This window comes from Paenibacillus sp. BR1-192 (genome assembly GCF_029542445.1).
GTDB classification, from domain to species: domain Bacteria; phylum Bacillota; class Bacilli; order Paenibacillales; family Paenibacillaceae; genus Paenibacillus_AQ; species Paenibacillus_AQ lautus_A.
In genome coordinates this window covers 3,313,254-3,339,756 of sequence record NZ_CP120718.1, presented here as the reverse complement: position 1 = coordinate 3,339,756, position 26,503 = coordinate 3,313,254, and the positions used below count along the sequence as shown (strand labels likewise).

Genomic DNA, 26,503 nt, shown 5'->3' with positions numbered 1-26,503 from the left:
TTTTGGACAAAACGGGCTTCTTATTCATCATATTTCTCTCAAACGCGTTAATTTTCATTACATTAAATTCACGTTTTTCCATTTTAATGGTATCGCTTACATCTTAGGTTCTACGGAAAGCGTGGCATTGAACTAAGTCATTTGCCACGCCCTGAAGCGTCTTTATTGCGGTTCGTTCAAAATATAATCCACTAAATCATCCAACGGTACCGTTGCGAGGGCAATTGCCGTATCGGTTACGCCGTAATAGATATAGAGGAGACCGTCCTTGACCACATTGCCTGTCGGGAAAATGACGTTCGGGATCTGATAGCCGAATTTTTCATAATACGTCTCCGGCTCCATAATGAACCGGCGGGTTCTGGCGATGATTTTCTCGGGATTCTCCAGATCCAGCAGCAAAGCCCCCACGCGATACACCGTATCTTGGTCTACGCCGTGGTAGAACACCAGCCAGCCTTTGTCCGTCCGCACCGGAGGCGTCGAGCCGCCGATTTTTTTAAACTCCCAATCGTTGTTCTCGGCTTTTGCCAACAGCTTCGGCTCGTCCCAATGCACCAAGTCTTCGGAGTAGCTGATCCACATGGCCGCTTTTTCGGTTCCGTATTCCTCCCCTACATATTCTTCCGGTCTGCGAAGCAGCACATACTTGCCGTTGATTTTCTCCGGGAACATAATGTTGTCGCGATCATTGATATCAAGCGGCGTTGTATCGCACAGGTACTCCCAATGAATGAGATCCTTCGAAGTCAGGATCCCGGACCGCGTCAGCCAATGGCCTTCCTCTTCGCCCCAGCCGTCCGGATATTCGGGAATCGAGCGTTCGGGGATGCCGGCTCCCGTCGGGTAATAGTTCATGGCGCACGGGCGCAAGGCATAGTTCAAATAAAAGGTGTCGTCGATCTTGACGATTCGCGGGTCCTGGATGCTGCCATAGGGGAATCCCAGCTGGTCCGGCGTTACCACCGGTTCGTCCAGCACATGGGTGAAATGCACGCCGTCCGTGCTTTCCAGCAAACCTAGGTAGTTCTTGCAGGGAGTCAGGGATCCTGCCGTCCGTTCAATCATATAGAATTTTCCGTTATCGATAATGACGGCCGGATTGAATACCGTCACCTTTCTCCAATCGTAGAGTCCAGGCACTACTATCGGATTTTCCGCATGCCGGGTGATTTTCATGGATAAGCCTCCTCATGATTGCTATGTAAGTGTTATCAAGCTGCTTTCTTTAACTCATTATAAGAGGCTTGGTCCATTCATAATATCCTGTAAACTTTCAATATTATCCGAAATATTGTTATCTGTGATGCTTGGCAGCATAAAAAAAACCAACCCGGTATACCGGGTTGGTCTTCGTCATGGAAGGGATTAACTATGCACCAGTGCTTTTAAGCTTAAACCTAGCGTTTCTGAAGTCGTATCTTGAATTTCTTCAAAGAGGGCCGGATTCTTCGAAAGCGACATCCCGTAAGAAGGAATCATTTCCTTGATTTTCGGTTCCCATTCCTTCATCTGCTGCGGGAAGCATTTCTGCAATACCTCAAGCATCACGTGAACGGCCGTCGAAGCCCCGGGCGAAGCACCGAGCAGGGCTGCGACCGAACCATCCGCGGCACTAACCACTTCGGTCCCGAACTGCAGCGTGCCCTTTCCGTTAGCCGTATCCTTAATGACTTGTACGCGTTGGCCCGCCACGACGATTTCCCAATCCTCGCTCTTCGCGTTCGGGATGAACTCGCGCAGCTCTTCCATGCGCTTCTCATTCGATAGCACCACCTGCTGGATCAGGTATCGGGTCAACGCCATTTCTTTAACCCCCGCCGCCAGCATCGTGAAGACGTTATTCGGCTTGACGGAACCGATCAAATCGAAATTCGAACCCGTTTTTAGGAACTTCGGCGAGAAGCCGGCAAACGGACCGAAGAGCAGTGCTTTTTGGTTATCGATGTATCTTGTGTCCAGATGGGGCACCGACATCGGAGGAGCTCCAACCTTGGCTTTTCCGTATACCTTGGCATGATGCTGCGCAACGACTTCTTGATTCTTGCAGACCATGAACAGTCCGCTTACCGGGAACCCTCCGATATGTTTGGATTCGGGGATGCCGGTTTTTTGCAGTAAATGCAGGCTGCCGCCTCCGCCGCCGATAAAGACGAACTTGGCCGTATGGAACTCGGTTCTGCCGTTATCGATATCCAACACTTTTACTTTCCATGAGCCATCGGGAGTACGCTTGATATCCTTCACGCTGTGCTTGTAGTTGACCTCCACGTCTTTGTTCTTCAGATGCTCAAACAGCATGCGCGTTAAAGCGCCAAAGTTAATGTCCGTCCCGGAATCGATTTTGGTTGCCGCTAACGGTTCGTTCGATGTGCGCCCTTCCATAATAAGCGGAATCCATTCCTTCAGCTGCTCTGGATCCTCGGAATATTCCATTCCTTGAAAGAGAGGATGATTTGACAGCGCTTCAAAACGTTTTTTCAAAAAGGCCACGTCTTTTTCGCCCTGAACCAAGCTCATATGAGGTATAGGCATGATAAAATCCTGCGGATTGCGAATCAGATTGCTGCTTACCAGATAAGACCAGAACTGCCTTGAGACCTGGAACTGCTCGTTGATGTTGATCGCTTTGCTGATGTCTATAGATCCGTCAGGTTTTTCGGACGTATAGTTAAGCTCGCATAGTGCGGAATGGCCGGTCCCCGCATTATTCCATTCATTGGAGCTTTCCTCCCCCGCGCTTGCGAGTTTCTCGAACACTTTGATCTCCCATTCGGGCACCAGCTCCTTCAGTAAGGCTCCCAATGTCGCGCTCATGACGCCGGCACCAATCAAGATTACGTCTGTTTTTTTGTCCATGTTGCTCATTATACCCTTCCTTATCCCATATATTTGAAAAAAGAGTAGGCGTCCCTGCTAATAATGTCGATAAAAAGCAAGGCGTCTTCTGAAAACACACCTTTTCTGTGTCAATAATCACCATATTATAGTCTATTATAAATATTGATAGATTAAAATATCTACTATTATCTAATCATTATAAACGATTTCAAGTTGTTAACAAAGTGAGAAGATCCTCCACAATATCCGACAACTGATAATCCGGCTAACGTCATAACAAAAAAAGCCGCGAGGATCGCGACTTTAAGCGGGTTTCGACATGGTTTTCCCGTGTTGCGGCTATTTCACGTTGCCGAGCAGCAGATTCGTCTGAATCTCCAATTGCTTTTCAAGCGAGATCAGGTCGCCTGCGGAGAACTGGTTGATATCCAGCGTAAAGATGCGGTTGTTTTTGTAAGCCGGAAGGGATTTCCACAGCGCGCTCTCCAATATCTCGTTGGCTCGTTCCCCGCCCCCGTCCGCATCGTAGACGGTCACGAACATGTAATCCGCGGCCATGTCCGGCAGCGATTCCAGCGAAATGTCCAAACCGGCGCCTCCGTTTACGACCTGCCCTTTCACGGCTTCAGGCGGCTGATAGCCGAGACCGGAATAGAGATTACGGGTTCCGCGGCCAAAGCTTTCTCCCACAACCCAGAAGTTTTTCGCCCAAATCTCGTAAACGCCAACGGTTTCTCCTTCCTTGACTACGCCGTTCAGTTTGATTCTGGCCTCAGCGAGCTTCTCCTCGTAATGCCGGATCGCCTCCTCGGCTTCCTCCGATTTCCCGAGAAAGTCGCCGAATTCCCGCAGCTCAGCATACAAATCTTTGGCTCCCCAAGGAATGACAATCGTCGGCGCGATTTTGGCGAATTGTTCATAATTCTTATCCGAAGGCCGAATAATAAGGTCGGGATCAAGGGACACGATTTTCTCAAGCGCCGCTTGATCATCGCCGATATCCTCGATTCCGTCCGTCAGGTCCTGCAAAAAATATTGATTCAAGCTGGCCGTACCTGCCCCGACCGGCTTAACGCCCAAGGTCAACAAATGGCCCAGGTATTGCGTCGCAACGATTCGCTTCGGTTCCTTCGGAATCTCGATCTCTCCCATGACCGTTTCGAATTTGCGCGTTGCTGCTGGTTGTTGGCCCGCTTGGTCCACCACCTTCTCGCTTTGCTGCCCCGTGTCCCCACATGCTCCCAAAATGATGACCAGACTTCCGATCAGAGCCAGTTTCCATCCTTTAAGCCACTGCATCCATTAAACCCTCCACCTTATTGATAATGATTATCATTATTATAATAATAGGGGGAAGGCTCGTCTATTGCGCTCCGTTTGCGGTTGTATGGACATTTGTAAGAAGTTCGGTTTGGATGCTCAATTGCTGTTCCAACGCTAACGGGTCATTATGCTTAAACAGCTCCAGATCAAGTAAGAACACGTTGCCGTTGCGAACGGCGGGCAGGCTCCTCCATTCCTTGCTGTTCATGATCCGTTTCGCATATGCTGCACCGCCACCCGCTTCCCACACGGTTACGAATATATAATCCGCCGCATGCGCGGCCAGCATATCCGGCGTTAATTCCAAGCCGATTCCTTCTCCCAGGATGTAATCTGCCAGCGGCTCCGGCGGCCGAAAGGAAAAGGTCCGGTATAAATTGCGAAGGCCTCTGCCGTAGGCGATATTGACCGCCCATAACCGGTCCTGCCAAAACTCCAGTGCAAACGCCGTCGCGTTATGAGGACTGATTCTGTTGGCGACTATCGAGGCTGCAGCTTCCTCTTTCGCCCGAAACGCAGAAATCCAGTTATCCGCCTCTCGCTCGCGATTCAGTGCTCTGCCTAACCGGAGCAGCTCGTCCAAAGGTTCCTCCTGCCCCCAAGGAAGCGAGATGGTTGGAGCAAGCCGGGACAAAGGCTCGCTGTTGGGTCCGGACGTGACGATCAGATCAGGCTGCACGGAGGCAATCGCATGGTGCGATTTGGCATCTCCGATATCCGCCACATTCTTAAGCATTCCCCTGTAGGGGCGGGCGCGCAGCAGATTCGATGACGTTCCCACGGGCGTAAGTCCGAGCGCCAGCAGGTGGCCCAGGTATTGCAGCGCCACAATACGCTTCGGCCGCTGCATATAATCGCGTGGAGAGTGGCCGAAATGCTGCTTGAATTTCCGGCTTAAATACATGCCGTCTTGGTATCCGACCTCCCGTGCAATGCGGTCGAGATTGCGATCGTCGCCGTCAAGCAATGCCTCTCTGGCTTTCTCGAGTCGCAGCCGCGTCAAGTACTCCGTGAAACCGGAGCCCGTTGCTTTTTTGAATGTTACGGAAAAGTGCTCAGGCGTAAATCCTGCCCTCTTTGCCATGTCGTTGCGCGTCAAGGCGATGTGATAATGCTTCTCCATATATTCAACTGCAAGTCTCATACGCTCAAGCCAATCCTCTTCCCGATTCTTATCGTCCGTCGATCGCAGCAGCACACTCAATAACTGTTTGAATACCGCGTCGATGCAAAGACGAGCTGCAAGTCCTCCGCCTCCTGCTTGATCTTCCATTTGTTGGCTTAGTTCTTGAATCAGGACAAGAGCTTCGTGCGTTGCGGCGAAGGGAAGCTTGCCGGTGTCCATCAGTGAAGACAAATTCTTGATGTATACCCTGTTGCACGTGGTGCTATCCTTGAGATCCCATACTTCATAACGCAATTCGTAAACCTCCAGCGGCACCGGCGAAGACGGCGTCCGTTGAATGTCGACGATCGAACCCGGCGGACAATAACAGACAGCCTTCGCCTTCGTTCGGTGCTTTCCCCCGTTCAAATATAAGTCGCCGGAGCCTTTATGGATCAGGTATAGGGTATGCGTCTCCATGAAACCCCCGACTGGCTCTTCGGCGTGACCTTGCTTTATGTACCGTACTCCCAACAGCGAATATTGCGTTTCTTCCATGCTGGCGCTCCTTCTGACGAACTCCTGTTTTAACCTATTATAATCTCATTGATAATCATTCTCAATAAAATAGTGTGTTCAGCTCTAGCTGAATTCTCTCTTATAACTGATGTGATCTGATGAAATCAGAAAAAATAAAAGCGCCATTTCCTAGTGGACTTGGCGCTTTTATGGATTTAGTGAGGGGCCATTTTGCCTGGCATTTGCGACTGGATCGGAGCCGTGGCGTAGCTGTTCTGCATATACTGCATATCTTGCTGAGGCAGCTGCGGCACTTGATAGTAGCCGTGCTTGTTTTGATACAGCGAAATTTCATACGCCATTTCGATGCAGTTGGGAAGGGAATCCGCTAGGACGCGGCGCACAACCGGATTCGTGGATTCCATCGCTGCATTCGTTTTCATGGTAGCGCCGGATTTCACGGCGTTCAGCATGCTGAGCGCGATGGTTTCATCATTGATCTCGGCAGTGGACTGCATCGGTTTTTTCGGTTGTCCCGGTTTCATGCCGTAGATAAAGTCGTTCCCTTGCTTCATTTTATAGCTTTGCGTCGACTTGGATGGATCTTGTCCTGTTTTGAAGCATTCTAAGGTGATATTATATTCATCCGCCATAAATTGCTTTTGGCGCTGCAAGATATCCCGAAGCTCCGGATCCTGCACATGTCCGCTCAGCATGGTATACGTGTTCATCGTATTGATGGCTCCTGCCAGTACCTCGTGTACATCGAACATTTCATGACCGCCATGGTTCAATTGCGGTGGAATCATGCCGGTTTCCATGTTCTGATGATTTTGCTGTTGTTCGAATTGCATTCATGTACCTCCTATGGGTTTTTCGATTTTTATGCAGCTATAAATCCACGGTGGTGGCGCTGCGAACGGATTGCATTTGCAGTCCAGGTTTATTGTTCATTACATGAATCAAAAGTATTCAGGCAGTCGACTTATTTCTGATCCATATCGTCAATAGCAGCATGAACGGCAGGGCAACCTGGAAAACCGGGGTTACATAAGTCACGACAATCATCACGCCTAGCCATATGTCGCCGGACCCAAAGCATATTCTCAGATACGATTATAGTTCTCGGGTTGGGGACTACTTTTATTTAGCCATTATCCATGCTGCCTTCATCGGGAAGCAGTTTCTTTAACAAAAATTCCTTACCTCAAATAAAAAATCGACCGTTTCTCCCTATCTGGAAACGGTCGACTCCCAAGATGCTTTTCGGCGTTGCCGATATATGACTTATGCCGAAGGATCGGTCTTCCCTTCGTCTTCAATCGCTACGATTTCACACAAGGTTCGCAGTCCCGTCGTATAACCCAACCGCCCTTGCGAATGATCCCAATAGTAGTAATCCCCGTGCATCCATATCAAATCATACGCTTCGCCCAGAGCTGCATGGCGGACAACGAAAGGTCGAACGTTGTTATGAGTCGAGTTTTCGGTGACTTGATTTATTTCGGCGATCGTCCCGTCATGCGCAATGACGCATTGATGAATTTCGAAAACCTCACCGTATGTACCCTTTACAGGGATTGACATGTACACGATGGAAGGGTTGTTATGATCCAGCGTCATGCCCCCGGAATAGCATAATTCTCTTTGATCATTTTGGTGGAACCATCGTCCTCCATCCGCCAACGGTGTAATCCGCCAATCGGAGCCGGACCACTTAGCGTAACAATAATGGTGGCGATCCTTATCCCTACTGATCTTAACAAACAAGATCACCGGGTATCCCTCTTTATCGACAGCTATATCCCAGTTCCAGTTGCGTATGCCCGGCTGGCGATCGACCAAGTAGGCCGGATCGGTTTCTTTGTTATCCAGCTTCAGCGGCCCGCGGTGCAGATCTGCGAGCTGATGTCCATCAGCGCCATGCAGCGTCAGGGTATTCACGTCCAAATACGAATAGTACAATGAATTCGGAATCATATTGTCCGGATGCGTATAGGTATACGTCATCATAATTTTGTCTTTGCCGTTCGTTTCGTACTTGGCATACGGCCTTTTTCCGGTTTCTTGTTCAGAACACCTGGAATCCACGATCTGTTTCGGTTCCATGTCGCAAGTGACGTCGCCATCCGGATCCGGCAGCGTGTACCTAGCGACGGTCGGGTGCCAATTCATGCCCCGCCACAGCAGATAGAAATAACCGGGCTGATCCGTCATCACGAAGGGAGAAGGATAGGTGGTGTTCCCATATCCCGTGGTAGCGATGATTTTTTCAGGCCCTAAGGTTTCTAGATCGTCAGGACGGGCTGTGACGCGATAATAAAAATATGGGGTTGTCGAGTGCTCGGCATAAAAAATCATCACCCGGCCGTCGGGCAGTGCCAAAAACGTCGGATTGTTATGGTCATCCTGCTGGAAACCCGCCCGCACGTGCACTTGCTTGCGTTCGTGGGTCACATGATCATATTGAACCGCCTGGATGCTGCCCTCAACATCGATGTACCCGATGTATGTCTTGTCGCTGCCCGTTGCGGCATTGACATGTCGCAGCGCCCTCGGATCGGCAAACCAGCACCAGGCACCATCACCGGTAAGGGTGGTAGGGATGCGTTCGATGCGTTCAGGATCAGCATAAAGGTTTATATTGGAATTCGTCATTTGAGACCTCCTCGCTTCCTTGTCGGATCACTTGATTGCTTCATGATTATCCCCTATCGTTTCATGGCAGCGAATGCATCCAGCTGATTCTGCAGCTCCTCCATGAAGCTCGAGAATCCAGCTTCGCTCATCTGCTGCCTCGCAAATGCAAGATCAGCATCGATACCTTCGGACATGCCGACGGACAGCGGTACGATGTATTGCGATCTGACTGCCTCCATGGCTGCGAGCTCCGCCGTTATCGGTACCGTATCGAAGCGGAATCCCGCCAGCGGGCTCTCTCCGTTCTCTACGGCCCGTTTCGCGCCTTCCGAATGCTAATGCTCAACGATGGCCTGCCATTCTCCCGGTTATTTTTCCAATTGGCTCATGCTGCCTTCATACAATCCCGTCCAGCCCGGCTTATTGTTCTCCGACTTGATGCCCGCATAGCTGATGTAATCCCCCCTCCAGATTGTAGTTCTCCCCTTCCACGCCATACAGCAGGAGATTGTGGTATGTACGATCCGTGTGGGCCTTCTCGATCAGCTTAAGCGCAATTTCCATTATGCTTGGAGTGCGCGCCGACCGAAATCGTAATGTTGTCCGGCGCCATATAAGGCATGTAGTTCGGCACATGGTCGAGATAATAATCAAACCATCCGTACTCGAACTCGGGAAACAACTCCTTGAGCACTCCGATGCAGCTGCTGCTGACTGCGTCGAAATGGTTGTTGAATTCCAGCGGCTTCTTATCCGTTTTCATTCATTCCAGCGTTTCGCCGGTCGCGTTTCCCTTGGCGGCCAGAATCTCGCGGCTTGATAGAAACGATCCATTCCGCTCGCTGGCTCTCGGCCCATTGTGATACCCTTCAATTGTACGACGGGCTGCCCGTCCGGACTGCTAATGATGTCTGGAGTCCCTTCCTCGCGAGGATTCATCGTGGAATCATTTGCGATTATGGTGCAATAACGGAGCATGTGTCCGCAAGGTCACCATAATAAGCTCATTTCGGTTAAATAGCGTATCCTCTGTCCTCGTGATCTCAATATTCGTCCGATATTACCAAAATAACACCAGGGATTTGCGTCGTATGACCATTTCCCTCATTAGGACCACGGCAATCGATCCAGCTTCGTTTAACTTCATGGATTTGCGATAATAGAGGACCCTGGTTCCGCTATTTCTTTGATTTACCTGTTTTCACAGCCATATGCGGACAAGAGATCCGCTATTGCAGGATTTAGCGTGGAATCATTTGCGATTATGGTGCAATAACGGATCCTGGGTCCGCAAGGTCACCATAATGAGCCCATTTCGGCAAAATAGCGAATCCTCTGTCCTCATGGTCTCAATATAAAGCAACTCCAGCTCGAAGCTCAGCCTCTTCTATTCGCAATGCCCATAACGTGCGGATTCCAAAGCCCCTCCCCTGCATTCATAGGTGAATCTTAAAGACAACGCTTTCAATTTATCGAGCGGCCTTCATATTTCCTGTCTTCTTGTCCGTATTTTATATCAATGCGTCTACCTTTAGCTACTATATTAACAGCTTCGAATCTATCATTTTCGCATCATTTTTTCCTAGAACAGTTAGATAAGGATAAAAAAGCTGCCTTTCAGCAGCTCATCATTGACTCATTTAAGGTTGGCCTTAGTGAACACGATTACTTCCGACAGGCGGCCTCCGCCAGCTCGGTGAGCCACTGCGCCCTCTCCCCTTCAGCTTTGGCGGCTATCTTCTTCAGCTTGTCCGTACCGCCCCAGATCAAATATACGATATGCTCCACCTGGTAATACGGGAGGCCGCGAACTTGATCGAGCACTAGCCTGACGTTTCGATCGTGTTCCATGTCCGATTGCATCTTCAGTTTCATCGAATCGGTGCAGTGCAGCATGCACTTTATCAAGGTTGGAATGGTTTCCGTATGAACACCATGCCGCTCTTTAAAAGCTACCGTGAAATGGTTTTGAACGGATTGGTGTTCGTCATTGACTTTGCCCATGTATTCCTCCACCAACGGGAAATACGTTTGATCCTTCAATCCGAGGCCAAAGACGGCATAACTTCCCGGCATGCAGTTTTTTTCCCCTTCCGTATCCGCATACCATTCAAACGGCTCCATCGCTGCTTTGGCATACTCCTCCATGAAGGGATACAAATCCGGGTATTCCAAGGCGTTGGCGAAGAACCGATGCGTTCCCGACTTAGCCAATCCTTTGATCGGCAGCCACTGCTTGACCGAAGATTTCAGTTTGATTTGGCAGCTTTTCGGGAATCCCAAGCTGAAGAGGCGTGTCAGAAACCGGAGGGCGCGAGCGTAACTCTCCCCCGTTTCCTGCTTAATGGCTATGGAGACCTCGGCAAACACATCGTTGGCCGTGCAGTCAATCATTTCGTCACGCAAACAGACGTCTTCCTTGGCGAAGGCCCCGCTTCCTTCCTTAGTCAATCGTTTGGCCCGTTCGCTCCCCAGTTCCTTAGCGCAATTCAACATAGCCAATCCTGTGCTTCTGCTATAAGAGGGCTCGTATTTCAGAATCAGGATGGCGGCGTAGATCAGCAGATCGATTGGACCCTGCTCGGTATTTTCCAAATGAATATCGATTTTTTTCTTGGATTCTCGCTGCCATTGCGTCCCGATATTATCGAAATAACGCGGCAGCCAACGCTGCTCCGCCCAATCCCGTAAAGCCGTAATCAGATTAGATCGATGCTCTGCGAGATGTTGGTTCCCTTTGTTCAATTGCTGAACCCGCTCAAAAACGGCAATGATCCATGCGGGATCCGCGTCAGGATACAGCCCCTCGTCCAGGATGTGCCTGGACAGGAAAAACGTCTCCAACGGTTTCGTCGGATAGGTTCCCGCTTCTAGCTTATTGGCAATATAGATTGCGATTCGTTCCTGTAATTGCTTCTTCTTTGCCTCATCTGCATATGTAAGAATGCAAAGGTTCAGGTCGCCTTCACGCACTCGAAACTTGCCGTTAAACGTAAACTGATAATCGATTAATGAGCTCGGCATCTCGTCCAATTTATGCTGCATATAAGAGGATAGTTCAGGAATGATGTACTCTCGCACATGTTTTTCGGTCAACGGCTCACCAGGTGTCCCCCTGTCTACCGGCATCGATAAGTCCAGGTCATGTTCCGCCATGCTCACCCTGCCCTTGTCATATTCGAGCAGCGCATAGTCGTGGATCCCGATCTGCAGCGAAGTACGCTTTACGATGTCCTCCGCGTTTTTATCGCTGATATAGGCCATCCATTTGTCGATCTCCAGTTTCATTTCGTTCAAAAGTGTTTCCAGTGTCTGATCCATGTTCCACTATGCTCCTTTATATCATTTCGTAATGTTCCTCATCTACCCTAACACTCTCCATGATCATGACTTAAACCCTCCATTAGCGGCTCCTTCATGGATTTAAGCCCATACAAATCTTGGAATCTATTGCTTCATCTATGATACTATAAAACCGACTCGATTAAAGATCATTTCTAAGAGCTTACATTCGATTCTGGAAATAGGAGGTTGTTCATTGAGCGCAAAACAATGGAGCGCAAGATGGGATACGGAGCAAACCACCGAAGTGAATCAGGCTGTGGCTGCGGTTACAGGCAAACATAATATGCATAAAAAAGCACGGAGATTCCCTTCCTCTCCCTTTGGATTGACAGATGCAGGGCATGAGGATTTCCGAGGTGTCACTTTGAGCGAGATTATCCAGTACCTGGATGTTCAGCATGTTGATTTATCTTTTGCCAAGTTTATGGACGGAACGGGTCTGAACTCATCCAGGTTTACGCATTGCCGCTTTGATGGAATGAAACTTGGCGGTTCGTTTGTGACGCGTCATTTCAACCATTGTTCGTTTCGAAAAACAATTTTAAAAAAAGCCCGGATTGGAGAAAGGTTTGAGGATTGCGATTTTACCGGAGCCAATTTAAGTCACGCCATCGCACGCGACGCGGCCTTCGTTCGATGCAACTTCTCCAATGTTAATTTTCGCGGCGCACATCTGATGTACTGCCTCTTTGAAGAATGCAGTTTCAATGAAGCAATCTTTCATAACGGCTCCTTATCCGGAAGCCGGTTTGTAAGTGAAGCGGAAGCTCTACCGGTTTGGGATAATACAATTATGGAGCATGTCAAGATCAACGGAGAACCCTTTGCTTAATTTTCGACCCTGCGAGCCCAACACCCAATCCACTACCAAAGCCCTCAAGATCCACGGGTAAAAAGCCGCGATTTCGTGGTTCTTTTGCTCGCGCTAAAACATCGTCGCGCTGAATGCTGCGATGAATAAAGCTCTGGTCGAAGCCGTATTTACCCATCAGGTTAAGCTGCTGAACAGCCTATCGATCCACGCCAATTCGCCTTGAACCTGGGCGACAGAATACCGTAGAACCTCGTCCCGGAATAACTCGTCCCCTTCTTCATTCAGTCTTCTCTCGATATCTGACAGCAGCGCTTCCAAGTCCTTCTTTCGCCTATGTAAAATCCGATTCCGGTCCTCCTTCGAAATACGATCGAACAGGGACACTCTAACCATGAATTCGATTTGATGTTTTGCATCTTTTTCGGTGAATTCGTTAATGAGGTTTGCGATTTGTTCCCTCCCTGCTTCTGTAATTTCATATACATACTGATTCGGTCTGCCTTCCTGCTCATTTCGATGCTTACGAACAAATCCCTCATCCGTAAATTTTCGCAATGTCGGGTATAACATGTTGTGATTGACGTCCATCAAATAACCGAGATCCTTTTGGATTTCTTTTTTTATTTCGTACCCGTGTTTCGGGGATTTATCGATTTGGATCAGAATGAGAAGTTCAAGATACATGATCGTTCAGGCCTTTCGTCGACGGATTTGACAATACCGCTGCATATTTAACAGCACATCTCTAGCGTATATGTTCAATCAAAATCCGACAAGGAAGAATATAAACAGAACTTTGGACATGGGTCATTGGAAACTATGACCAATTAAAACAATATGTTAAATTAACATATGTTATATTACACTAGCATTGGAGGGAATGTAATGAATCATGAGATCATCTCCTTAGAGGAAATCACGCAATTCCGTTCACCGATCGAAGAATTCAATCCTTATGAATGGTACAAACACAAATTGCAGCATGAGCCCATCGTTTATAATCAGGCGACCCAGACCTGGAACGTCTTCCGGTACGATGACGTCAAGAGGGTTCTCAAGGATCATGAATATTTCTCTAGTGTTAGAACGCGGACGATGATCAGCGTTGGCGCCGATAATGACGAAGGCCAGAAAATGAGCAAGATCAACCTGCAATCAGACCCCCCGGAACACCAAAAAAGCCGTGCCTTGATATCGGCGGCTTTCACCCCTCGCAGCTTGAAGCTCTGGGAGCCGCGCATTCAAGAGATTGCAGACCAGCTTCTGCAGGAAATGGGAGACGCCCATGTCATTGACATCGTCCAAAGTTATGCCAGTGCGCTGCCAACGATCGTCATAGCGGATCTGCTCGGAGTTCCTTCCGAAGACCGATTATTATTCAAGGAATGGGTAAACCATTTATTCCTTCCCCTGCCCAAAAACCATTCGGAAGATGTACAAGAACTGAAACGTCAAGCTGCCAAGGAATATTACAACTACCTCTATCCTCATATCGTCCAAAAAAGAGCCAATCTCGCGGACGATATCATCTCCGACCTCATTCAAGCCGAGGTGGACGGGGATCGGTTATCGGACGATGAGATCGTCCGAACGACGATGTTCATCCTGGGTGCAGGCATTGAAACGACGACTCATCTGCTAGCTAATACGTTCTATTCGTTCTTATATGACAACAACCAAATTTACGGGGAAATCCAGGTTAACCGCGAGCTCCTTCCCAATGCCATCGAGGAAATGCTCCGCTATCGGTTTAACATTGCAAAAATGGATCGAACCGTCAAACAGGACAATCATGTACTCGGCGTAGATATGAAACGAGGGGATCTCGTCGTCGCATGGATGAGTGCTGCCAATATGGATGAAGAGGTATTTGAGGATCCCTTCACCTTGAACATCCACCGTACCAATAACAAAAAACATTTAACCTTTGGGAATGGCGCTCACTTCTGCCTGGGTGCTCCGCTGGCACGGCTGGAAGCAAATATTGCGATAAGCAGGTTCATGGATTTCTTCCCGCGCATTGAACCCGTTCCTGAATTTAAACTGGAAGATAACCTGAGTCCTTCTGCGGCAGGACAAATGTTGACTCAGCTTCCTATCCGTGTTCATCGGTAAGACCGACATGTCTCATTTTATTTGGTACATCAAAGGTACATCAAAAAAAAGCCCTCCACAGCAAGGGCTTATAATATCGGGGGACCCTGCCTGCTTCTGAAATGACAGGGTCTCTCGCTTAGTAGGAGATCATTCTATTATTTTTTTACCTCTTGGGTTCATACCAGTAACCGGGCCGCCCGTTGTTTAAACGCATGAGCGCTTCCAGGAAGAAATAATCGCCCCAGATGACAAAATCGTCCGGCGCAATTCCCCCTCTGACAAAATACGAACCATGCCGCAAAAAGCCTTCTTCGTCCGGATTACCCTTCGTAAAATATCCCTGTACCATGGAATCCATGGAACGCCGAACGGCATCAAGGAGAAGTTCCCTGCGGGGATCATCGCTTGACAGCTGGTCGGCGATTTCCAGCATCCCGCAAGCGGCAATCGCTGAGGCAGAGCTGTCTTTAGGCGTAAGTGCCGTTGGCGGAACGTCGAAATCCCAGTAGGCGACTTGATCATCCGGAAGGCGGTCGATGAAATAACGCGCCATTCGAATCGCCGTGTCCAAATATTGCGGTTCTTCGAAATAACGGTAGGCCAGCGCGAATCCATATATGCCCCAAGCCTGCCCCCGCGACCACGTGGAACCATCCTGAAATCCTTGATGGGTACCTCCGCGCACGGCTTCCCCCGATTCGGGATCAAAATAAAAGGTATGATAGGATGAGGCATCGCCGCGAACCAGGAACTTCAGGCTTTTGTCAGCATGAATGCGGGCGGCTTCGGCATATGCCGATCTCCCGGTCTGTTCGGTTGCCCAGCACAACAAAGGCAAATTCATCAAGCAGTCGATGATGATCCGGCCGCCGTTTTGGGGGTCATGTTCAGGGCCCCACGCCTGGATAAGCTGAAGCGTGGGCCTCCATCTTCTCATGAGCGCATCAGCCGCCTGAAGAGCCGTGATCTTGGCCGCTTCGTCCCGTTCAACCATCCATTGCGCCAGGGCAGATAAAGAATACAAGAAACCGATATCGTGATGATCCAGATTTTTATGCTCCGCTAATCTTGCTTGAAATGAATGCGTGCATCGGACTGCGGCTTCACGGATATAGGAATCCTGACCGTACTCGCAGCTCAGCCACAGGATTCCCGGCCAAAATCCTTCCGTCCAATCCGTATGATCCACCCGTTGGTATTTGCCGTTTCCGTTTCCGACATGCGGAAACCGATCTTCAAACCGTGCGATATTCGCTTTGGTCGTGTGCAAGGTTTGTTCAATGATAGCATTCCAGTCCATCTTGCCCTCCGTAAGTTATTCATTAGGTGCGGCTCCATCCAAGCAGAGCTCGCCCTCTCCATTCTCACCGCTATTTCGGCTCGACTTCGTCCAGGGTCATGCGGTATTCCAAATCCTTCATGTACGATCCATGCTCGTGCAGAAAGACCATGCCGAAGTCCATATTCCCGCCGTTTCCATGGACAATCGCAATCAGCCGGTTAAGGCCGCTCTTCAGGACAAGCTCAAGTTCTGGCTCCGGCACAAACTCGCCGTTCAAATAAATGTCGTACGGTGTTTCCGATCGAATTCTCATGTATCCCTTGCGGTACGACTCGGCGCCTTCAGGGACCTGTACGAAACAGCTCAAGAACCATGGCTCGTTCGCGGCATGGGCGATCCGCATCTTTCCGTCCTCGGACCTGCGCTCTTTTTTCTGCATCCAGCCGTATAAGCCTTCTCCCAAATTATTGAGTGAATATTCGGGATCGGTATAATACGTTTTCATGGCTTCGTAATCGACGTAAGGCGGGCAAGGCAGCGCCATAACCGCTTCCACGGCCCATGCGCCGTCATCTTTCTCGCTCTCCAGTAAGCGGTCATCGAAGGCAGACCCCAGATTGGCGAGTAGTCGAGTGTACAATCGCTGCGCTTTGTCACTGTCAAGATCAGTCAGAAGCTGCGAACAGAGAATGGAACCTGCCCCTATCCTCTCTCCAACGAGAAAAGCACCGGGGCGGCGAGCGTTCCTGCGGTTGATTTCAACCAGCGCAAGACGGCTGTATTCGGATGTGTAACCATTCACGAAATAATCCTTCCAGGCAGTTCCCTCGATGCTTACGCACACATCCGCCATGCCCGGCACTTCCAGCTGATCGCTGGCCAGCGGCCGGTTCACGACATCGCGCGGCGAAAGGAACACTTTATCGAAGCCGAACAAATCAACCGGGCTAAAGCCGCGCACGGCGTCGTGGGAGTAATCTGCCGCTAGATGGTAGGCCTCGTGCGGCTCCACGCGTACCGGCCGGCCCAACAAACGGGCAAGCGTGTCCTGCTGACTGCTGTCCGCCGGCAGGACAAGCACATGCCCGCCGGCTTCGGCATAGCGCTTGACGGCCTCGGCAGCGCCAGGCGACCCAAGCAGGCGGGCTTCGGCCACGAGCAGGCCGAAGGATTGCTCGGGGAATTCGCGCTCCGCAGCTTCACCTATCACCGCTGCGGCATCCAGCACCTTATAACGCAGCCGAAGTCGGTCGAGGAACGCTGCCGCTGTCCCTCCAGGGCTTACCAGCGCTCCTGCCGTCCGCATGGCGGCGGGGACGACAGCTTCCTCGGCCCGCCCTGCATAAGCCAGCAGGTTGCGCAGCAGCAGACAAGCTTGCGGTACTCGGTCTAGATGGGCCATGATCTCCAGCTGATTGGCCAGAAACATGCCGCTTCCGCTCCGATATTCCAGCAGCGGCGACCAAAGATCCCCCCGTCGCCGAAATCGCCGGCGCTGCACTCCAGCAGCAAGGTGAAATCGCCATGGACCGGCTTTTCGAACGCGGCGCGTATGATCGGCAACGGCCCTTCTTCGCACAGCTCCTCGTGCCAGAACATCAGGTCCTCGTCGCTCAAGCCCTTCAGCACCGGATGACGGTAATCCCCGGCATGGGCGCGCAGAAAAGGCCTGCGCGAAAGCGTAAGCCGACCGAGCGACAGGCCGGTCTGCTCCAGCAGAACCAGGCGTCCGCCCCTCGCAACGAAGGCTTTAAGAATCGCTTCCAGCCTGCCGTCCGGATCCTCCGCTTTGCTGCCAATAATCAGCAAATCATCGGACGACAGCAAGGTGATCGCGTCGCGGTTCGCCCGTTCGCAGCCGGGTACAAGCCGGCGGATCCGGATATAATCCTCTTCAGAGCCCCAGTAAGCCGCCGGGCGGCCGACTTCGACAGGATCATGGAGCAAGCTTCCCGGCACAAGCCGGTATTCCTTGCGCAGCTCAAACATCAGACGCTCGCCATGAAACAGCGAGGCCTTCAGCAGCGCCGTCCCTTCCGTTTCCACGGGGATCGGAATCCACGTGATTTCAAAGGCCTTGGACTCGGCCGGCTCTTGACGGAACGTGAAGATACGATCCAGCACGATCGTCTCCCCTTGCATGACCTCGCATTCAATCCGCACGTCTTGTGCGGACAGCGTGTCGTTGAAGACGTCAAAGCTGCGCGAGATGGGCGCGTCGTCGTAGAAGCAGCCGTTGTATTCGGCCGCGAACATCGTAACCGGCTTCAACGCCTCCGCCATGATGGCGAAAGCCGGATTAGGAAGATACATCGGATGATCCGGGAGCATACCGTTGTTGATCGTCAGCGAATAGGCCGGGATCTTCTTGGGGCTTACGCCGGGCAAGCCCGGTTCCAACGGCGGAGCTGCGACATCGTTCTCCGGCATCGACCGCATGAAATAATGGGCGAAATTAAACGTGGCTATGCCCGAGACGCCTTGCCGCCGCGCATACTCCACGAATAGGCGTTCCTTTTGCGCCAGCCCGGCCGTGCTTTCGTCCGTACCGCGATAGGCCTGCAGCCCTGCGTACATGCTGGCGTTCTGCGGGCATATGTACCACCATCCGCCGTGTTCGCCGAAGGTCAAAGGGACGGTACGATCCCATTGAGCAATGGTGCCGTCGATGTTGTAATGACGGCTCTCCACTTCCGTATGCGCTTTGGACAGCAGCCGATTGTCCCCTTCTGCGACGATCGGCCGCGTTGGATCCAGTTCGCGCATTGCCTCCATGAAGCCGGGAATCTGCGACCTGTAGCCGTCCCGGCCGTCTACCCAGCGCATTTCGTTCTGCAAGCTCCACATGATGACCGAAGGATGATTCTTGTCGCGCCGAACGAGCCGCTGAACATGCAACCGACAATGGGCCAAGTATTCGGGATGGTCGGCGAGCATGGATTTGCCCGATCCGTATATGGCCGTTTCGTCGATAATCATCATGCCCTCCTCGTCGGCAATCCGCACATAATCTTCCGGATAGGGTTCGGCATGCAGGCGGATACTGTTGATTCCGACAGACCGGCACATCCGGTACCAATTACGGATATACGTCTCCGTCTGCTGGAGTCCGCCTTGAAAATGCCACGAATCGCCGCGAAGATGGATCGGGATCCCGTTCAGCATAAATTGAGGACCTTCGCACCAAAATTCGCGGAAACCGAATACCTCTTCGCGCCGGTCGAGAACCTGCTCACCTCCTACAAGTTCAAGCACCGCGACATAAAGGAATGGCGTGTCAGGATTCCACAGCTTGGCGTCCTGCCAATCCAGGGTGAAGGAGGCGCGATAAACCGCTCCGCCGCGTTCGTTCTCGCACAACCGAAGCATTCCAGCAGCAGAGAGATCGACCTGTTCAGCGGGCTGCTCCGCCTGGAGGACCGGAACGGCCAGATTGTCTTCGGCTTCCGCTCTCCCTCCTGTCCTTCTATCCACGAGGTGCCTCTCCGTTTCAATTCCACGGCCCTGAGCTTGCTGCGGCTTCGCATCTTGAACCCCGTATCGATGGGTGCCGCTGCCTGACGAATCGGCATCCCTTGCCTCCGAAAGTTCTCCATCCTGTCGCAATACGCCAAGTTCCCGCACGCTCAGCCTCACATGGATCGGCCCAAGAACCGGAGCCGTTTCGGCCGTCCCGGCGATAACCGCAAGCTCCAAGCACTTCTTCCGCACGGACGAGCAAATGGTTACATCCTCCAGTGAAAGAACCGGGTAGCTTTCCAGATAGACATCCTGCCATATCCCTCTGGCGACATTGCCAAACCATGAACCTGTCAATCCCGTCACTTTCTCCATGCCGGACGGCAGCTTCACTCTGTCGAAGCTCCCGCATAGGACATGGAGATGATGCTCACGGCCCGGCGCTACGCTCGACGTGATATCGAGCCGCAGCGGCAGGTAGCCGTCCTCCCAAACCGCGACTTCCGCCCCGTCGAGAAATAGGACGGCTTTTTGCATAATGCCGTCCAGCCGCAGGACGATCCGCTGACCGGCCATGTGTTCGGGAATCCGGAAGCAGCGGTGCAGAACGCCCGCTTCTGCGGCGTCCCACGCCTTGGGATAGCTGTAGAGATCCATCGGAGCATATCCGTGCTCGTGAATTTCGCCGAACGTTCTGCCGTTTGGCTGCTCGTAAGACCGTCTCCAGCTGGAAGGAACCCGGACGGGCTCCGGCTCGTAGACGATCTCATCCGGAAGCTGGCGGCGCTGCGGCTGATCGTACAGCGGCATGAAGTCCCACTCTCCGTTCAGGCACCATCGGTTACGCATGCTTTGTACCCTGCCTTTCGTCGGAGATGCGCACTTCCCGTACAAGCTCCAGCTCCCGCCAGATCTCCTGTCCGCTCGGCGCCTCCTCCCACTTGATAAAATGCGGGTCCATCGCCGCCGCCCAATCATCCGGCCGGAGCGAAGTATTCAGCTTCCCTTTGTAGGGCGCTGGCTCAAGCGTAGCGGGAAGCTCGGAGTAGAAGAAGAGCAGATTCTCATGCAGGCCGATGATCCCGTACTTGTCTCCATCGCCAGGCCGTTCTTCCTGGTACTGGTAATGATAGTACACGTAGCTGGCCGTCTCTTCGGGCTTCAGTCGGGCGATCCTTCCATACGGCACGCTGTCTTTATACCTGCGTTCCCAATGCTTCTCCGAAGCGGGGGCTTGGTAATGAAAAATATCGGTCATGGCCGCCCATCGTCGTTCTAATCCCCCTCCCGGCCAAACGGCCAGCCACGAATTGGCTTCCGGCAGCAGAATTTCCGGGAGGACCTGCTCACCTCGGCATTCATAATAAAGAAACAACCGGCTTCCATCCGCAAACAAACTTAATCGGGGTACGCCCTCCCGCTTCATCGCATCTTCAACCGCTTGAATAAACCGTTCCCCGCGAAAACGGGAACGGATATTTCCCCCGATTTCCTCGGCCCTATATAAACATCGTTGCATGAATGGCATGCAGCACCTCCTGCTGTCAATTTTGATGTTACAGGATGTCTCAATTTCAAGAAGCTGAAGCTTTCTTTTGCGATAGTAAAAGGCGGCCCCCCTGATACCGGGAGGACACGCCGCATATCTTATGGCACCACCGAGAAGCGGATATCGTCAAACAGCATATAATCGAATCCGCTGACATAGAAGCCCACTTTGCCTGAAGGCTGATGATTCGGGTCCGAAGCGGCAAGTCTTGGCTCGTTGTTCACGTAAACCGCGACGTCCCCATTCTTCACGACGACCTTGATCGCATATTCCGTGTCCGGCAATAAGTCGCGAGTCGGCAAAGGGGTCTCGGCGATCTTCTGCCATGCCGAATCGTAGAGGATCCAGGACGAGGTTCCGTCCACCCGGGATCGATAGCCGATCCGGGTCGAACCGCTGCCCACCTGACGGTCGAAAATATAAAAGGTTCCTTCCTCCGGCATCGACGACGGGGTCTTTAGCTTGAATTCGAGTACATACGATTCAAAGACGCGGTCCAGCAGACCCGTGGCACCGTTCAAAATTTTGTATCGGCGATTGCCGCCGAGATCCGCCACGATGCTGCGGTTCGGGTCTACCGGCCAGCCGTTGCCGCCCGATTCGAAGTCGGTTTCGTGCATGATGCCCGAAACGGTCACCGCGATATCCGCCTTGATAAGCGGATTGACGACGGACACGGCGGTAATGATGGTCTGTCCTTCATATACGGCATGGACGACGCCCGTATCGCTTACCTCCGCCACGGATGGATCGGCGGATTGCCAAGTCATGCCGGTATCCGGGGTATCCACGGGATCGAACGTTACCTGCATCTGATGCTGCTCGCCGGCGGCAAGCCGTATTTCGCGCTCGGACGGTATGATGCCGGCCAGCTCCGTGCTCAGCGCCTTGAACCGGATGTCGTCAAACAGCATATGGCTGACGTTGTTGACATAGAATCCGACCTTGCCTGCCGCATTATGGCCCGGATCGGCAGCCTTGAGACGGAATTGGCCGTCCACGTATACGCTGATATCGCCGCCTTTGACCAGCATCTTGATCTCGTATTCCGTGTTTGGCTGCAGGTCGTGGCCGGGGAGCTTCTCTTCGCGCAGCACGGTCCAGGCTGCGTTATACAGCAGCCAGGAGGAGGATCCGTCCGGACGTGTTTTGTAACCGACGCGGGTCGAACCGCTGCCCGCCTGGCGATCGAACACGTACAGCGTTGCGTTTTCACCGATCGACTCGGGCGTCTTCAGCTTGAAGCTCAGCTCATATTCGGCGAAGGATTTCTCGCTGAGGGCGGTAGCGCCGTTCAGTATCTTATACCAGCGGTTGTCGCCTTCTTTGACGATGCTGCGGTTCGCATCCTGCGGCCAGCCGTTCGCCCCCGACTCGAAATTGGTGAAATCCATGACGCCGTCTCCGACTTCGACTATGACGTCCACCGCCGCCGTCAGCTGCGGATTCTCCGCCGACGCCACGGTGACGACCGTTCGGCCCACCGCCTGGCCCGTGACGATGCCGTTAGTATCGACCGTGGCGACACCGGGATCGGCCGACGTGAAGACCAGCTTCGGATTATCCGCGTTCCATGGGAGGACCGCCGTGCGTAGTTTCACCGTTTTCCAACGATCTACCGTGATTTGGTTGTCATAGACCACCACGTTTTGCACCGGATAGCTGTCCGGACTGCTCGTGGTACCTGCTCTCCCGTTAATGCCGATCTCGTGAAACGGAATATCCGGGAAGCCGGGGATGGCCTGGAATACTTGCGCATCCGGACGCAGCGACAGATCGCCTCCTGCCAGATTGACGAAACCAGGATCCTCGTTAGTAACCCAGTTATCCGCATATTGGACCAGATTGAATTTGTCGTACGCACCTTCCGCGTTGGTTGTCGAGCTTCGCGGAACTGTCGGATTGTATACGACGTTGCCGTGGAACGTGTTCGTGTCCGGATAATAGCGGTTTTCCGTGAAAAAGTTTGCCAGCTCCGGATATTTGGCCAGATACGGCGTCCCGACGAAGTCGTTGTTGGCCTCGAACAGCGCCTCCCACTTCGGCATGTAATTCAACGGAACCTGATCGTCCGGCTCGTCGCCGAGAAACAAATCCGCGTAGTCGTACGGAATCTTGCTGTCCACGAATATATTGTTGCGGGTCAGAATATGCGCGCCGCCGTTGTTTTTGATCGCCGAGTTGCCCATTTTATAAAAGATGTTCTCGTCGATCTTCAATCCCATCGTGAAGTTATCGGGATATACCCCTTCCACGCCGGGCTTGGCTTCGCCGATGTTATGGAAGTAATTGCGGCGGATGACGGTGCCCCGCTGCTGCGGCGTTTCGCCCGCGTTCATGTAAATGGCGCCGAGATCCGAGAAGGTTTTGCAAACGTCATAAATGTCGTTGTACTCTACAAGATGATCATTGCCGAAGATCAGCACCCCGGGATGAGGAGCATCATGCAGCTCGTTGTGCGACATGCGGTTGCCCACTCCGGACAAGAGGACGCCCGGATTGTAAGCCTTATGATAATAGGCAAAATCATGAATGTGCGAGTTCTCCACGGCGTTGTTGCCCGGCGCGAGCGTTGTCTTGTCGCCTCCGGTGAGCGTGACGGCGGTTCCCCCGATATGGTGGATGTGGGTAAACTCGATCATGTGGTCTGTTCCGGGAACCCCTGTAAAGTCGTTATAATGAAACCGGCTCTGGGTGTTAACCAACACGCCGCTGTTGGTGAAGTTGCGAATTTCGCTATGGAGGACGCGCATATGGCTTCCGCCCATGAAGACGACCGCCGAATCGCGCCCGTTCTCCAGGATCAGCTCCGAGAAATCGATATGGGATACATCCATTGCATTGATCATCGGCGTCTTCAGCATCGTCACTTCAATGGAAGGATTCGCGGTCATAAAATCGGCATTCGGCAGAAAATAGAGCTTTCCGGCCTGGCGGTCGATGTAATACTCGCCGGGCATGTCGATCTCCTCCAGCAGGTTTTGCGCGAAATGGAAATCCGGGTACCAATTTTTGAAAATGCCGCTCATTTCCCCGTACCGGAGCGTGATGCTCTTGGCATCGGTGTCGATGGAAGCGATTTTGTTGTAGGACCATTCCCAGCTGTAGCCGAAAATGCCATCCAGCCAGATGTCGTCCGCCTGTGTCCAGTATTGCGGTCTGTCATACGTATACGTAAAGGTCCCGCCTCTTGTATGGACCTCCCCGTTCGGATCTTTCCGCGTCGGTCCGGGATCGAGGATTTCGTCCATTTGGACGGTTCCCTCGTTCGGCCAGCGTGCCAGCGTCATCCCTTGCCCACCCACGTACAACTCCATCGGCGGCACCTTGCTCAAATCGTTGGCCAAGTAATAACCGTGCCGGCTCATCTCGCCGTAATCGGTAATGCCGAGGGCGGCCAGATCGGCGACCAGCACTTCGTTTCTTGCTTCTTCGCTAATAATGCGGTTCAGCACGGCAGGATCGGCTACCGGAACGAATGCGGATTTCTCCAGCTGCTTAGAACCGGACAAGATAACCGTTTCGCCCGGATAGGCCGTATAGGTTACCGGCTTGCCCGCTTCCCCCGAATCCTGCAAACCCAGCTCAAAGCTGGCTGCGCGCTCGTACCGGCCTTCCCGAAGATAGACCGTGACGCCGCCCCGAGGCAGCCCTTTCTTCGCTTTCAACGCCCGAATGGCGTCACGCGCTTTTTCCAACGTTCGAAACGGTTTGTTGATCGTCCCTTTGTTCGAGTCATTTCCGTCCAAGGCTACGTAAAAAGCCGTCCCGTGCGGATTTCCATAAGCCGACGCCGTCTCAGCGGCCGGCAGAAATGGATACAGCGCAAACAACAGGCTTGCCGCCAGTGCCGCAAGCACAAGCTTCTTCATAAATCGCTCCCCTTCCTCCATCGTGGAATCCGGTCAGCTCTGTCTGCGCCGTGCGCAGTGTCGTCAAAGCCCACCCGGGCAGCAGGTTTCTCCCGTTTCGTCTCCATCCGTCTATAAGCTTACTGGCCGATTATTTCAAGCCCTTATCTTTCAGGAATTGCTCGAACTGACGCGTCACCTCCTCCACGTATTTATCTTCGCCCGCCTCCTTCAGCTTGCCGTAAAGAACGGGCCAGGTCTCCTCGAAATCGAGCGTGCCGGTCACGAGTCCACGTTTGTACTCGCCCCATACGGCATTCAGGTTCGCGATTTCCGTGCTGACCGGCTCGGAATTGAACTTGAAGGCGCCGACCGGATTGATTTCAGAGCTTTCGTTGATTTTTTTCGTTTCCTCCCATATGTTCTCCGGTTGGCCTTCCTTCAGGTAGGAATTGAAGACGCTGCCGAAGACCCAATCCATGTTCGGACGATACCTGGAATCCGGCATCGCTTTGATATACTCCCCGCTCAGCTTCTCGTAATGCACGCCCTCTAAGCCGTTGATCATCAGGTTGTAGAGCTCCTTATCGGTGTTGATCAGATTGAGCAGCATCATGGCCCGTTCCGGATTCGGCGAAGTGCGGCTGATCGACTGGTTGGTCGTTGCCGAATAACCGTTGGAGAACCAATCGCTGAGCGGGATGATGATGACATCGTTTCCGCCGTTCTTCGGCTTGACCTCTGCCTCGACCCCAGGCTTCAATGTGACGTCGAACTCGACCGCGATCTGGCCCTTGGATTGGTAGTCGGTCATTTTTTCCGTGGCCGCGTCCTTGTGGATGTACCCGGCTTTATACCATTTGCTGGCCAGACGGAAATTGTCCAGCTCCTCCTCCGGATAGCGATGCAACGTGTAGGACGGGTCATCGGTCTTGATGTAGAAATGATCGTCAAGCCCCGGAACGACCCAATATTGATCGTCATGCGCCTGCGGGTTAACAAACGAGCCGCCGAACAGGCCGATCGGAATGATGCCCGGCTCGTTCTGCTTGATTTGCTCAAGGAACGGCTCAATATCCGCTATCGTTTTGATCGTGGATGGATCCAAGCCGTATTTGTCGGCAAACCGCTTCTGCACGATAAAGCCGTATCTCGACCCGTTGATTTGCTGATTCGGGATGCCGTAAATTTCCCCGTCCACCGAGAGGCCATCCCACATCACCTGAGGGACGTCCGTCTTCAGCTGCGGCGCGTACTCATCCAGGAGCCCGTTCAGCGGTTGAATAGCCCCTTTCCGTACAAGCTCTTCCGGTTTCAGCATGTAACCGGTCCAGAGAATGTCGAACTTCTCGCCTGCCGCCAGTACGGTATTCATCTTCTGCACGTAATCCCCGATTGCGACGGGCATCAGCTTGACGGTGGCGTTCAGCTTCTCCTTCACGATTTTGTTGATCTCCTCTTCAACCTTCTTCTGGTCCGGCTGCAGCTGCAGCAGCGGATAATACCAAGTCAGCTCTGCGGGCTCAAGCCCGCTAGCGCCGCTCGCCTCCGGTGTCGATCCTTGCGTGCCGGTCGTTCCGCTGCCCGTATCGCTCTTCCCGCCGCTGCCTCCGCAGCCGGCAAGCGCGGACATGGCGATCATGATGACCGCGAGCAATCCGAATAATCTTTTTTTCAT

The 26,503-nt window shown here is 52.4% G+C and carries 18 protein-coding genes; 2 read left to right on the top strand and 16 right to left on the bottom strand.

Annotated elements, in window-relative coordinates; all coding sequences use genetic code 11:
* Positions 1-162: 162 nt before the first annotated feature.
* From P0X86_RS14890 to P0X86_RS14850, 9 genes are all read right to left on the bottom strand, one after another.
* Positions 163-1,179 carry a glycoside hydrolase family 130 protein gene (locus P0X86_RS14890; protein WP_277748831.1) on the bottom strand — a complete coding sequence of 339 codons (1,017 nt, stop codon included), beginning with the start codon at positions 1,177-1,179 and terminating at the stop codon, positions 163-165.
* A 189-nt stretch (positions 1,180-1,368) separates the two neighbouring features.
* A complete protein-coding gene (locus tag P0X86_RS14885) occupies positions 1,369-2,868 on the bottom strand; it encodes a malate:quinone oxidoreductase (RefSeq protein ID WP_015735059.1) in 1,500 nt (499 codons plus the stop codon).
* Between the two features lie 312 nt (positions 2,869-3,180).
* Complete coding sequence (locus P0X86_RS14880) at positions 3,181-4,140, bottom strand: ABC transporter substrate-binding protein (protein ID WP_277748830.1); 960 nt, start codon at positions 4,138-4,140, stop codon at positions 3,181-3,183.
* 64 nt (positions 4,141-4,204) lie between these two features.
* Positions 4,205-5,827, bottom strand: coding sequence for a helix-turn-helix domain-containing protein (locus P0X86_RS14875; protein ID WP_277748829.1), 1,623 nt, complete (start codon positions 5,825-5,827; stop codon positions 4,205-4,207).
* 176 nt (positions 5,828-6,003) lie between these two features.
* Positions 6,004-6,642: a spore coat protein gene (locus tag P0X86_RS14870; protein ID WP_015735056.1), complete on the bottom strand. Its 639-nt coding sequence runs from the start codon at positions 6,640-6,642 to the stop codon at positions 6,004-6,006.
* Between the two features lie 433 nt (positions 6,643-7,075).
* Entirely contained in the window at positions 7,076-8,446 is a 1,371-nt protein-coding gene (locus P0X86_RS14865; protein WP_277748828.1) for a BNR repeat-containing protein, read from the bottom strand.
* 53 nt (positions 8,447-8,499) lie between these two features.
* The gene (locus tag P0X86_RS14860) at positions 8,500-8,667 is read right to left on the bottom strand and encodes a DUF3502 domain-containing protein (RefSeq protein ID WP_347177544.1); all 168 of its coding nucleotides are present in this window, start codon (positions 8,665-8,667) and stop codon (positions 8,500-8,502) included.
* Between the two features lie 308 nt (positions 8,668-8,975).
* Complete coding sequence (locus P0X86_RS14855) at positions 8,976-9,191, bottom strand: hypothetical protein (RefSeq protein WP_277748827.1); 216 nt, start codon at positions 9,189-9,191, stop codon at positions 8,976-8,978.
* A 902-nt stretch (positions 9,192-10,093) separates the two neighbouring features.
* Positions 10,094-11,749 carry a DUF6138 family protein gene (locus P0X86_RS14850; RefSeq protein WP_277748826.1) on the bottom strand — a complete coding sequence of 552 codons (1,656 nt, stop codon included), beginning with the start codon at positions 11,747-11,749 and terminating at the stop codon, positions 10,094-10,096.
* A gap of 217 nt (positions 11,750-11,966) precedes the next feature.
* Between P0X86_RS14850 and P0X86_RS14845 the strand changes: the two genes are divergently transcribed.
* Entirely contained in the window at positions 11,967-12,605 is a 639-nt protein-coding gene (locus P0X86_RS14845) for a pentapeptide repeat-containing protein (protein ID WP_277748825.1), read from the top strand.
* A gap of 156 nt (positions 12,606-12,761) precedes the next feature.
* Here the strand turns inward: P0X86_RS14845 and P0X86_RS14840 are convergent, their stop codons facing one another.
* Positions 12,762-13,271: a PadR family transcriptional regulator gene (locus tag P0X86_RS14840; protein ID WP_277748824.1), complete on the bottom strand. Its 510-nt coding sequence runs from the start codon at positions 13,269-13,271 to the stop codon at positions 12,762-12,764.
* A 201-nt stretch (positions 13,272-13,472) separates the two neighbouring features.
* Between P0X86_RS14840 and P0X86_RS14835 the strand changes: the two genes are divergently transcribed.
* Positions 13,473-14,702 (top strand): cytochrome P450, encoded by a 1,230-nt coding sequence (locus P0X86_RS14835; RefSeq protein ID WP_277748823.1) that lies wholly within the window; start codon positions 13,473-13,475, stop codon positions 14,700-14,702.
* 145 nt (positions 14,703-14,847) lie between these two features.
* Here P0X86_RS14835 and P0X86_RS14830 read toward each other — a convergent pair whose 3' ends face one another.
* The 6 genes from P0X86_RS14830 to P0X86_RS14805 form a co-directional block, all read right to left on the bottom strand.
* A complete protein-coding gene (locus tag P0X86_RS14830; protein ID WP_192572076.1) occupies positions 14,848-15,984 on the bottom strand; it encodes a glycoside hydrolase family 88 protein in 1,137 nt (378 codons plus the stop codon).
* Between the two features lie 70 nt (positions 15,985-16,054).
* Positions 16,055-17,395: a Rossmann-fold NAD(P)-binding domain-containing protein gene (locus tag P0X86_RS14825; RefSeq protein ID WP_277748822.1), complete on the bottom strand. Its 1,341-nt coding sequence runs from the start codon at positions 17,393-17,395 to the stop codon at positions 16,055-16,057.
* Complete coding sequence (locus P0X86_RS14820; protein ID WP_277748821.1) at positions 17,356-20,274, bottom strand: glycoside hydrolase family 2 protein; 2,919 nt, start codon at positions 20,272-20,274, stop codon at positions 17,356-17,358. Before P0X86_RS14820 ends, P0X86_RS14825 begins: the two co-directional genes overlap by 40 nt.
* Positions 20,267-20,953 (bottom strand): hypothetical protein, encoded by a 687-nt coding sequence (locus P0X86_RS14815; RefSeq protein WP_192572078.1) that lies wholly within the window; start codon positions 20,951-20,953, stop codon positions 20,267-20,269. The genes P0X86_RS14820 and P0X86_RS14815 overlap by 8 nt, the downstream gene beginning before the upstream one ends.
* A gap of 119 nt (positions 20,954-21,072) precedes the next feature.
* Positions 21,073-24,846 carry an Ig-like domain-containing protein gene (locus P0X86_RS14810; protein ID WP_277748820.1) on the bottom strand — a complete coding sequence of 1,258 codons (3,774 nt, stop codon included), beginning with the start codon at positions 24,844-24,846 and terminating at the stop codon, positions 21,073-21,075.
* A 130-nt stretch (positions 24,847-24,976) separates the two neighbouring features.
* Complete coding sequence (locus P0X86_RS14805) at positions 24,977-26,503, bottom strand: ABC transporter substrate-binding protein (RefSeq protein ID WP_192572080.1); 1,527 nt, start codon at positions 26,501-26,503, stop codon at positions 24,977-24,979.